At 63.6% G+C, this 9,938-nt stretch carries 8 protein-coding genes; 4 read left to right on the top strand and 4 right to left on the bottom strand.

Annotated features, from left to right (window positions below; genetic code table 11):
* Positions 1 to 211: 211 nt before the first annotated feature.
* From BRX43_RS19170 to BRX43_RS19180, 3 genes are all read right to left on the bottom strand, one after another.
* Complete coding sequence (locus tag BRX43_RS19170; RefSeq protein WP_125996667.1) at positions 212 to 985, bottom strand: alpha/beta fold hydrolase; 774 nt, start codon at positions 983 to 985, stop codon at positions 212 to 214.
* A 150-nt stretch (positions 986 to 1,135) separates the two neighbouring features.
* Positions 1,136 to 2,260 carry a catalase family protein gene (locus BRX43_RS19175; RefSeq protein ID WP_125996668.1) on the bottom strand — a complete coding sequence of 375 codons (1,125 nt, stop codon included), beginning with the start codon at positions 2,258 to 2,260 and terminating at the stop codon, positions 1,136 to 1,138.
* A 115-nt stretch (positions 2,261 to 2,375) separates the two neighbouring features.
* Positions 2,376 to 3,320 carry an AraC family transcriptional regulator gene (locus tag BRX43_RS19180; RefSeq protein ID WP_125996669.1) on the bottom strand — a complete coding sequence of 315 codons (945 nt, stop codon included), beginning with the start codon at positions 3,318 to 3,320 and terminating at the stop codon, positions 2,376 to 2,378.
* 553 nt (positions 3,321 to 3,873) lie between these two features.
* On the opposite strand from BRX43_RS19180, the gene BRX43_RS19185 reads away from it, so the two are divergent.
* The 4 genes from BRX43_RS19185 (at position 3,874) to BRX43_RS19200 (ending at position 9,365) form a co-directional block, all read left to right on the top strand.
* On the top strand, positions 3,874 to 5,763 hold the full coding sequence (locus tag BRX43_RS19185) for a gamma-glutamyltransferase family protein (RefSeq protein ID WP_125996670.1): 1,890 nt from the start codon (positions 3,874 to 3,876) through the stop codon (positions 5,761 to 5,763).
* Between the two features lie 10 nt (positions 5,764 to 5,773).
* Complete coding sequence (locus tag BRX43_RS19190; RefSeq protein WP_241215082.1) at positions 5,774 to 6,787, top strand: acetamidase/formamidase family protein; 1,014 nt, start codon at positions 5,774 to 5,776, stop codon at positions 6,785 to 6,787.
* 239 nt (positions 6,788 to 7,026) lie between these two features.
* Positions 7,027 to 8,724 carry a catalase gene (locus tag BRX43_RS19195; protein ID WP_125996671.1) on the top strand — a complete coding sequence of 566 codons (1,698 nt, stop codon included), beginning with the start codon at positions 7,027 to 7,029 and terminating at the stop codon, positions 8,722 to 8,724.
* A gap of 71 nt (positions 8,725 to 8,795) precedes the next feature.
* Positions 8,796 to 9,365: an ankyrin repeat domain-containing protein gene (locus BRX43_RS19200; RefSeq protein ID WP_241215084.1), complete on the top strand. Its 570-nt coding sequence runs from the start codon at positions 8,796 to 8,798 to the stop codon at positions 9,363 to 9,365.
* A 295-nt stretch (positions 9,366 to 9,660) separates the two neighbouring features.
* Here BRX43_RS19200 and BRX43_RS20635 read toward each other — a convergent pair.
* Positions 9,661 to 9,938 (bottom strand): hypothetical protein (locus BRX43_RS20635; RefSeq protein WP_206433299.1); only part of this gene is annotated, 278 nt, incomplete at its 5' end.

Here is a 9,938-nt window from a genome sequence, read left to right on the forward strand (position 1 = left end):
GATAAGCCGCTCGGCCGCGTTCGTCGGCATAAACCATTCACTCGGCTGAAAACGGTCATTCCGCAAACGCCGACACCCACCGTCGGCTCAGGTGCTAGATGGCTCATACCTATTGTCAGCCCAAACTGAACAAACGGCAGAAGTTGGGCGGGCGGAGAGGGATAGCGAACGGCCGATTTTGGGTCAGTCGTACAGGCTGGTAGGTTGAGCCCTACCTGAGGGCATTGAGGATCACTGCAACTGTCTCCTCCGGCATGTCCCACATCGGAAAGTGGCCGCTGTTTTTGAACCAGTAGAGCTCTGCCTCGGGAAACGCTGCTTGTGCTCGCGCCGCTTGTCTAGGCAGGCAAAGCCGATCATGCCTGCCCCACCCGATGACAACGCGACCGGTGCCGGGGGCCGCGGGGCCGATCTGTTCAGGTCCGGTGGCAAGGCTATGAACGAGCGCGTCGAATGTCGGCGTTCTGCTCAGACCCTCCAGTTCAGTGGCGACGATGTCGCCGTTAAGCGCCCAGGGACGGGCGGAGAGCTGAGCAAGTAGTGCTGTGCGCGACGCCGCGTTTTGGCTCAGAGCCGGCAGGCCTGGCCGGATGGCTCGCAGCAAGCGACCGGAGGCGCCTATCGTTGTGCGGAAGAGGGTCCTCTCCCAGCCTCGCCAGAAGCCGCCAGGATCGAGCGCGACTACGTTGCCGACGTGCCCTCGCCGCGCGAGCTCGAGCACGATCCGCGCACCCATCGAACTGCCGACGACATCAACGCCGGACAAGCCAGCGCCTGCTATATACCGCTCGACGCTGCCGACCAGGCCATCGAACGTTCCGCTGTCAGGCTCTGCAGGGGTGGCCCCGTGGCCGGGAAGATCGATCGCAATGACCTTTCGCGCGGCGCTGAGTGGTGCGAGCACCGTGCTCCACGATCGCCAACTGCCACCAAGGCCGTGGATCATGAGCAGCGTGCGTCCGGTACCCCGCTCGATCGTGTTCATGCCGTCTCCGTATTCTGGGTGTTATAAGCTCAACGCGTGCCGCCGCCTCGCGGACCCAGCCGTCCTCCGACGGACGCCGGAGAATGATATGCCTTACGAAGCGGCATCGGACGAAACCCGGCATCGGAGCGTAGCCGGATCAACGACGTCTTACTCGATCGTCATGCCCTGCGTCGGAAGCTCCGAAAGGGAGCTAAGCTCATGGATGGGGCAACCATTGTGCTGACCACGGAACTGCGTCGACATCTCGTAAGTCGGTTTGCGGGCACGGTTGACGCCGCCAATCGGCTGATGAGCAGCAAGCCCGTGCCATGGGTTGAACGACACCGCCTGCTCCTGGTGCTCGCTGAGCCCGAGTTGCCAGCCGAGCTGCGCAGGCACAGTGAGGCGGGCGACAGCTACGTAAGGGCTCTCCTTCTCGTCCCAGACGACCGAAGCGTCCTCAACTGGCATCTTTTCCAGATCGGTGCAGAGCTGCACGCGCAGTTCCCAGACACTGTTCTGCTCGATAAGCACCTGACCCATGTCCTCGCGCAGCGCGTCTGGGCGATCTGATGCGTCGATCTTGCTGCCGGTAAGCTCCGTGAGATTGGGCGACAGCGGCGCGACCGAAATCTTGGCGATGTAATTGCCGTGTCGCAGCGGCACCTGGGTATAGTAGGTCTCGCCAAGCGGTTGGGTGTTGGGTGCCCCGCCCAGGGTCTGGATCGTCGGGCTCTGGATGCCGACTGTCTCAAGCGCTGCGTCGACGGTCTGTAACACCGCCGACAGGCCCTTCTTCAGCCCCTCGCCGGTATCGGTCGTCTTGGCGAGCATCTTGAGGTTAGCGAGGAACGCCTTCGGGGTAGGGGCTGCGAACGCTGGACCGTTGACCAGGATGAAGTCCTGCGTCGTGTCGGCCTCCGAACCTGGCAGGCGGTCGCCGGGGACACCGAATAGCTTGACGGCGAGTCCGCGCGGCACACTGACGCTGTCATCGAGGATGTCGCCAGGTAGCGTCGAGAAGCGCAGCAGCGCGTCGTAGGTGCCGGGCGTCGCAAACAGCCCTTGGGCCAGAGAGGGCGCGGTTCCGGATAGCACTTCAAGCTTGCCCTTGACGATCGCGTGACCCTTGGCGTGCACGCCGCGCACCGCAGTGCCATAGTCCTTGGCCGTCTTCTCCTGGATCAACCGCAGCTGCTCGTTCAATCCCTTGATGGTCTCCGCTTCATCGTCGGCCCGCACCTCGACGTTTGGCGTGAAGGCGACGGGCGAGCGGTGGAGATCATTCGACATGGGCTGGACCTTCTGCGAGCGTGACATCCAATGAGAAACCTTGTCCCGACCGGGTCGGGCTCACGCATGCAGCTGATCTGGACGATTGATGGTATCGATCTGGACGATCGGAGACCTATTGCGATACGAATTGAGCTAAGCCCCTGGTATTTACGCCGTCCGGTCGTGCTCGGTAGTCTGCAGGTCTGCAGCCATATGCAGCCTGGAAGGCCCGCGAAAACGGCCTTGGACCGGCATATCCCGCGGTCTGCGCGATCACTTTGATCGGCAGGTCGGTCGCTCGTAGCAGCCGTGCCGCAATGCCAAGCCTAGTCTTCTGCACAAAATCGATCGGACCTTGCCCGAAGGTTTTGGAAAAGTGGTCCGAGAACGAGGCACGGCTCATGCCGGAGAGCGACGCCAGACTGTCAACCGTGTGAGGGGCTGCAGGATTGTCGATGATAGCGGCGAGCGCTTTGGAGAGGCGGGGGTGAAACGTTGTTCCCTTGGAAAGCTCCGTCTGTCGTTCCCGGCGATCGCGCAGCAGTGCAATAAGTCCCTGCTTCATCAAAGCTTGGCACATCGCCTGAGTGCCGAACCTAGCGTGGATGATCTCGTTGACCATCGCATCGAATACGCTCGCAGGGATGACGCCTGTGGCCATGTCGCCGGCAGTCGGTGCTCGCAGCAGGTCGAAGAAGCCCAGGCCTCCCTGGTAAGGCGCCGACAAGGCTCCGCACAGCATTAGTGTATCATCGGCGCCGCTGCCCGCGGTGAATTCGATCAATCCGTCCCCAAGCAGGGCGCAACGATCAGCGGCTTCGCGGATTTGGGCGTGATCGCCCACCTCGCCGACCCAGTGTTGCTCCGAGGTAGGGACGATCAGCACGCTCGAAGGCGAGAACGGGATCGGTGGTGACGAACCGACCTGCAGATGTCCGGACCCACGCAGTACGAAATGGACCGTCACCGCATCAAAGGCGGGGAAGATCATCCGCCACCCCGTCTGGATGCGGCACACCGAGAAAGCGTGCGGGTCGACGTCGATGGTGGTGAGGAGCTGATCAAGCGTGCGCTTCATGGCACTGCCCTACCGCACGGCTGTCACTGCGAACACCACGCGCTCTCCTGTGAGGCCTTTACGGTGATCGATGTCGGCGAGCGCTACGCATCGTGAACGGATGTCCGCTGTTGGTATACCGATCCCCGCGCACGAACGTCTGCTTCTGGGTCTTGCCACCCAGGTCGCTGCGCGTGAGGATGATGCGGAAACCGCGGTGGTCTAGACTGTCGTAGCCGCTGGGAGGAGCGTTGCGGGCAGCTTGGAGCGGGCCTACCCCATATCAAATGAACGGGGCTGGGTCATGCGGTTGACGATGTGCCTAAACTCCTGAGCTGCGCCCCTGATTACCACCCTGTTTGCACATGCGGAACTGGACCAAATATCACGGAGCGGAAAAGCGCCGACCTGCTTTTCCGCTGAATTACGGTGACGAGCGCCTCACCGGGTAGAAAGGCGCGGCGCTTGGTGTCGATGCGTCGTTACGGGTCGGCGTCCCCGACACATGTCGATACGCCTTGTACTTGATCGATACCTTGGTGAGGATGCGCATCAGCACCGGGGGAGTAAAATCATGCGTCGTCGAACTTTTCTTGCCGCCGTGCCGGGCGCGGCGCTTCTGCCCAGTTCGATTTTTGCTGAGACACAGCAGGCGAGTACGCGTGTATCCGGCGGGCAGGGCGCATCAGGTCCAGGGCAGGGCGGCGCGCCTCAGCCGGCGGTGCCATCGCTTTTGAAACGCTGGGAGACCAATGCCGATCGGTTCTTGCGACCCGACGTTACTGCGGGCGATCGGCCGGTCGGGGCAAGCTTCGCTTCCCGTACAGCGGCGTACGGCCTCAATGGGGCGGCAGGCACGGCCCATCCACTGGCGACCCAAGCCGGCATCGACATCCTGCGCCAGGGTGGATCGGCGGTGGATGCCGCCATTGCGATCAATGCCTGTCTCGGGTTTCTGGAGCCCACCTCCAGCGGCATCGGTGGCGATGCCTATGCGATGATCTGGGACCCGAAGCAGCGCCAGGTCGTCGGGCTGGCGGGATCGGGCGGGTCGCCGAGGGGCCTCAGCCTGGAGACGGTGCGGTCGCGGGCGCGAGGCGGTGCGCTACCGCCGCTGGGGGCCGTGTCCGTGTCGGTGCCGGGGGCGGTCGATGCGTGGTGGACGATGCACCGACGCTATGGCCGGCTGCCCTGGGCAAAGCTGTTCGAACCGGCGATCATGCATGCCGAGGCGGGAGCGCCCGTGCCCGACATCATCGCTTATTACATCCGGCGCAGCATGGCGGCGTTCCGCCGGCCGGGCAACGGCATCGAAGAGACGGCCAACGCGCTGCGGACCTACGGGCTCGCCGACGGCAAGGGGCCGGCCACGGGCCAGGTGTTCCGCAATCCCGATCTCGCGCGCACCTATCGTGCCATCGCGAAGGGCGGGCGGGACGCCTTCTATGCCGGCGAGATTGCGCATGTCATCGATCGCTATTTCAAGCGGATCGGCGGCTGGCTTCGGTTCGAGGATATGGCAGCGCACCGGTCGGAATGGGTCGAGCCGCACCGGACGGGGTATCGGGGCGTAGACGTGCATGCGCTGGGCGCGAACACGCAGGGCATCGCGACGCTCCAGATGCTCAACATCCTCGAAACGTTCGATCTGGGCGATGCAGGCTTTCAGTCGCCCTTGTCGATCCACCTCCAGGCAGAGGCGAAGCGGCTCGCATATGAAGACCGCGCGCGCTTCTATGCCGACCCGCATTTCAGCAAGGTGCCGGTCGAATGGCTGATCTCGAAGGACTATGCCCGGCAGCGGGCGAAGCTGATCCGGACCGACCGCATCCTCGATCCGGTCTATCCGGGGCAGGCGCCGAGCCACGGCGACACGACCTATTTCAGCTGTGCCGACAAGGACGGCATGATGGTGTCGATGATCCAGTCGAACTTCCGTGGCATGGGGTCGGGACTGGTAGCCGACGGGCTGGGCTTCATGTTCCAGGATCGCGGGCAGTTGTTCAGCCTAAGGGACGGCCATCCCAATATCTATGCACCGGGCAAGCGGCCGTTCCAGACGATCATTCCCGGCTTCGCCACGCGCGGGGGCGATCCCTGGATGAGTTTCGGCGTGATGGGTGGTGACATGCAGCCGCAGGGGCAGACGCAGATCATCGTCAACCGCGTCGACTATGGCCTTGAAATCCAGTCGGCGGGCGATGCGCCGCGCTGGCACCATGAGGGATCGTCCCAGTCGATGGGGGAGGACGCCGCAGGGCTCGGCCCACGCGGCTTGCTGCGGCTGGAAACCGGCGTGCCTGCCGCGACGCGGCAGCGGTTGGCCGAGATCGGCTGGACGCTGGGCGAGCCCGATGGCGGCTTCGGCCGCTACGAATGCGTCGAGCATCGCATGGACGGCGCGACCCGCGTCTATGCCGCGGCGAGCGAGATGCGCGCCGATGGCTGTGCGCTGGCCTATTGAGAGGATGATGATGCACCGACTGATCCTGACCGCTCTGGCCGCCATGACGACTCCGGCCATGGCCGCGACCTACGAACTGAAGGCGACTCCGCAGACGGTCGCCTGGGGGCATTACGACGCGACCGACAAACCGGTGTTGACGATCCGGTCGGGCGACACGGTCGTGATCCACACCCTGCTGACGAACAGTCCGGCGGGGCTGGAGAAGGCGGGGGTGGCGCCCGACGCAATCGAGCCCGCGCTGCGCGCCGTCTATGACGGCGTGCCCGCCAGTGCACGCGGACCCGGCGGTCACATCCTGACCGGGCCCATCGCGATCCAAGGCGCTGAGCCCGGCGACATGCTGGAAGTGCGCATCCGCAAGGTCGACCTGGCCATCCCCTATGCTTATAACGCATTCCGCTATGGTGCGGGCTTCCTGACCGACGATTTCCCCTATGCCCGCATGAAGATCGTGCCCCTTGATGCCAAGCGGATGGTCGGCCTGTTCGCGCCGGGCGTCGAGGTGCCGCTGGCACCGTTCTTCGGCAGCATGGGCGTTGCCCCGCCACCATCGTTCGGGCGCTACGACAGCGCGCCGCCGACGATCAACGGCGGCAATATGGACGACAAGGCGCTCGTCGCGGGCACGACGCTGTTCCTGCCCGTGCACGCCCCCGGTGCGCTGTTCCAGGCGGGCGACGGCCATGCCGCGCAGGGGAATGGCGAGGTCGACATCACCGCGCTCGAAACCTCGCTGACCGGCACGTTCGAATTCGTGCTGCATAAGAAGGTGGCGATCGCCTATCCGCGCGCCGAGACACCGAAGGCCTATATCGCGATGGGATTCGACGACGATCTCAGCCACGCGACGCGCAAGGCATTGCGCAACATGATCGACTTCCTGGTCGCCGAGAAGGGGATGACGCGGGACGATGCCTATATGCTGATCAGCGTCGCGGGCGATGTCGAGATCACCGAACTGGTCGACCGCAACAAGGGCGTCCACGTCGTGCTGCCCAAAGCGCTGTTCACGAAGCGGTAGCGCGCCGGGGATGTGACGTTCGCTGGTCACCGAGCGGCCAGGCCTGGATTGCGAGCGTGTCGCATACGCGGACGGTGGACGGCCGGTGGCTCGCCGCGTCGCGATCGGTCATCGCCACAATCGATTTCAGTTACTTGAAACCGTTGTTTGGTAAAGGTCCGTTTCCTTGCGAACGGCAGCCCTCCCGCATGTCCGATGCGATCAGGCCGCCGTCCGGTGGGCCGTAACAAGGGGTCCAGATGACTAATCCGACGAACCGCCAGAGGTTGGCGGCGATGCTTGCCGCCGCTTCCGTCCTCGCAGTGACCCATGCCGCTGGCGCGCAGACGATGGCGCCTGCCGAAACCCAGGCGGAAACCCGCATGACCACGGCCGCTGCCCCCGTCGACACGGGCAAGCCCGTCCTCGCTCAGGCCGGCGTCACCGGCACCGTCGATGCCAAGGGCGATGCGGGTAGCGCTGGCGCACCGCAGATGACCCGCGACAACGGTGCTCCGATCGGCGAGAACCGCAACTCCAAGGCGGCGGGCGACCTCGGCCCCGTGCTGCTCGAGGACACGACGCTGATCGAAAAGCTCGCCCGGTTCGATCGCGAGCGGGTGCCCGAGCGCGTTGTTCACGCTCGCGGCACCGGCGCCCATGGTGTCTTCACCGCCACCGCCGACATTGCCGACCTGACCAGCGCGTCGTTGTTCGTACCCGGCAAACAGACCCCCGTGTTCGTCCGCTTCTCGACGGTGATCCATCCGTCGGGCAGCCCGGAGGGCTTGCGGGACCCGCGCGGCTTCGCGACCAAATTCTACACCGATCAGGGCAATTGGGACCTGGTCGGCAACAATCTGCCGATCTTCTTCATCCGCGATGCGATCCAGTTTCCGGATATGATCCACTCGCTCAAGCCGTCGCCGGTGACGAACAAGCAGGATCCCAACCGCTTCTTCGACTTCTTCTCGGCAACGCCGGAAGCCACCAACATGCTGACGCATGTCTATTCAAACTTGGGCACGCCCGCATCCTATCGGACGATGGACGGCAACGGCGTCCACGCGTTCAAGCTGGTCAACGCCAAGGGCGAGACGGTGTTCGCCAAATTCCGGTGGATCAGCCACCAGGGGGTGCGCAACCTCAACGGCGCGCAGGTCGCGACCGCGACGTGGAACTACCTGACCGACGACCTCTATGGCGAGATCGCCAAGGGCAATTACCCCGTCTGGGACTTGATGGTGCAGACCATGAAGGCTTCGGACTTCGCCAAGCTCGACTATAATCCCTTCGACGACACCAAGGAGTGGCTCGGCGTGCCGTTCCGCAAGATCGGCGAGATGACGCTGAACAAGGTGCCGACCAATTTCTTCGAATATACCGAGCAGTCGGCGTTCGCGCCGGCCAATATGGTGCCGGGTATCGAGGCTTCGCCGGATCGGATGCTCCAGGGGCGCCTCTTCTCCTATTCGGACACGCAGCGCTACCGGATTGGCGCCAATGTCATGCAGTTGCCGGTCAACCGCCCGCTGGCGAGCGTGAACAACAACTACCAGGATGGCCAGCTCGACCACGGGCAGCGTACGTCGGACGTCAACTATTTTCCGGCCGCCACCGCCGCGAAGACGACCGCCGCACGCTTCCGGGCTGCGCCCTACTCAGTTGACGCGATGGTCGACGCCAAGCCGATCGCCAAGACCAACAACTTCGCGCAGGCCGGCGCCTTCTATCGTGCACTGAAGGAGCAGGACCGGGCTGACCTCGTCACCAACCTGGCGGGGGATCTCAACGTCGTCACGTCCGCGCGGACCAAGACGATCATGGTCAGCTATTTCTACCAGGCGGATCGTGACTTCGGCACCCGACTGGCGACCGCGGTCAACGTCCCGATGGCCGAGGTGACGCGGGCGGTCGTCGAATACCGCACCGCCAATCCCGCGCAATCGGCGCGCTGACATGAGGGCTGGGTGGGGCGCGGGGATGCCGCGCTCTGCCCAGACCCGAACGGAAAAAAGGGAAATCGATGATCAGCCTTCTCGCCGTGCTTCTCGCGACGACCATGCCGACGCCCCCGCAAGCACAGGCCGCCACTCCACCCGCTCCCGCAACCCTGCCGTCGCCCGAGCGGCGCCAGCAACTGCTGTTCGAGGCGGCGCGGCTCGGTCGGACCGACATGATCGATCCGCTGGTCCGGGCCGGGGCCGACATCAACGCCTATGACGATCGCGGTTTCACGCCGATCATTCTGGCGGCGTATAATGGGCAGCTCGCCACCGTCGAGGCGTTGATCGCCCAAGGCGCAAACGCGTGCCGGCCCGACCGCGACCAGGGCAATACCGCGCAGATGGGTGTCGCATTCAAGGGCGAGGATGCGATCGCCGCCCGCCTGTTGAAAGCGGGATGCGATGTCAACGCCCGTAACAATGCCGGACAGACGGCGCTGATGATGGCATCGCTGTTCAACCGCACCCGTCAGGTCGACATGCTACTCGCTGCTGGCGCCGATCGATCAGTGCGCGATGCGGCAGGACGCACCGCGAGCTCGGTTGCAACTGATCAGGGCAATGCCCCAATGGCACGGCGTGTTGCCCAATAGGGCCACATGCCTCGACGACGGTCGTTTTCCGTTGGATTCCAGAGGTGACAAGTACAAGCGGGCTTAAGCCTTAAAGAGTTTCGTCCCGCCCGATCGTCGCGGCTCAAGCGTATGTTTATCAATGGGAGGCACGCGTAGGGGTTGATAGCCGATCAGGTTAAACGGCACGGTTCGGTGGAATATCCTTGCTTATCACCCTTCACCAGAAACGAGTGTCAGGCTTTAGCAAGCCTTTCGTAGGCATTGAATCGCGCGGCACGGGCCTGACTGCTCCGCCGATCGTTGAAGAGCGCTGTCAAGTTTGAGATAGTGCCTGGAGGCGCAGCGATATGAGTAAACGTCCGTTAATCGGATGCGATGTCAATGAGATTTTGCTGGATATAGATCGCTTGGAGCCGTTGTTCACAGACATCTTCGGCATTCCTGGTCGGATGAGGAAGCGGTTTTGACGTGCTCCCCGGAAAACATGCCATTGATAAGTTAGCTCGTCAGATGGAGACGAGCGATGCGGCGAGGCCGTTTTACCGAGGATCAGATCATAGGCGTGCTGCGTGAGCACGAGGCTGGCGTGAA

This window comes from Sphingomonas sp. S-NIH.Pt15_0812, assembly GCF_003951315.1.
Taxonomy (GTDB): domain Bacteria; phylum Pseudomonadota; class Alphaproteobacteria; order Sphingomonadales; family Sphingomonadaceae; genus Sphingomonas.